At 68.7% G+C, this 948-nt stretch carries 1 protein-coding gene and 1 pseudogene; both read right to left on the bottom strand.

From position 1 onward, the window contains the following. Positions 1-312 (bottom strand): annotated as a pseudogene (locus L995_RS26675) (hypothetical protein); the annotation flags it as partial. Then, the coding region (locus L995_RS26670; RefSeq protein WP_047474349.1) for a hypothetical protein at positions 306-948 on the bottom strand (643 nt) is incomplete at its 5' end. The gene L995_RS26670 and the pseudogene L995_RS26675, both read right to left, overlap by 7 nt.

Here is a 948-nt window from a genome sequence, read left to right as displayed (position 1 = left end):
TGTCCAAGTCGTGCGGCCGTCGGGAAGGTTGCAGTACCAGACCCGCTCAGGCCCAAGGGATGGGTGAATGACGTGGCGCGTGCCGTCGGGATGGATCGCTGTCAGCTGCGCGCCCACCGTGGCGAGCATGAAGCCGCGGGCTTGGTGCAGGTTCTTGTGGCAGAGGTCGGATACCTGGGCGAGACCGGCGCGGCGTGTGACCTCGCCCGTGAGCCCGATGTCCACGTTCTCGGCCGCCAGCAGCGCATCACCGCCCAGGCGGTGCTCAGGCAGAACGTTGTTGATGCCGCTGAATTTTGCGAAGGTCAGCATGTGTTCTCCCTGGCCACGGCCGGCATGCCCAGCTGCAGCGGGAAACTGACGCGTGCGCGGACGGTTGTGGAAGGCAAGCCTGGCGTGCCCAACTCCAGGACATAGGCGCTGGCGGCCAGCAGCTGCGCGGTGGGTAGCGCGATGCTGGCCGTGCCCGCTCGCACCAGATCAATGCCCTCGACTTGCAGCGCCACAGCAACCATCGGCACGCCAAGCTCCAGAGGCCGGGCGGCGCTGGCCTGCAGGCGAATGCCCGCGGCAGGCATGCCGAGCTCCAATAGATGAACGCCCTGAGCCAGGAGGCGGGTGCCGGCGCCCGGCGCGCCCAGCACCAGGGGCTGCGCGCTGACGGCTTGCACCGTCACTGCGCCGGGCCGAGCCTCCGGCGTGCCCATCTCCAGCGGGCGGCCGCTGCGGGCCTGCACAACCTGGTCGGGTGCGACCTGCTCCAGTGCAATGACTGCGAAGTCCGTGCGAACGAGGTCCAGCCCTTCGATGCCCAGGGATGCATCCAAGCCATTGCGCACGCGAGGCGCGCCCAACTCAAGTGGCTGCGCGCCTTGCGCCTCAAGCACCATCTCCGCCATAGCTCGTCCCCCTGTGACGAGATCAATGCCCGGCGGCTGCAGGGCCGTG

Source organism: Delftia sp. ZNC0008 (assembly GCF_000799035.1).
Lineage (GTDB): Bacteria > Pseudomonadota > Gammaproteobacteria > Burkholderiales > Burkholderiaceae_C > Comamonas > Comamonas tsuruhatensis.
Note: the sequence above shows the minus strand (reverse complement) of the source record. Positions and strands in the feature narration are given on the sequence as shown.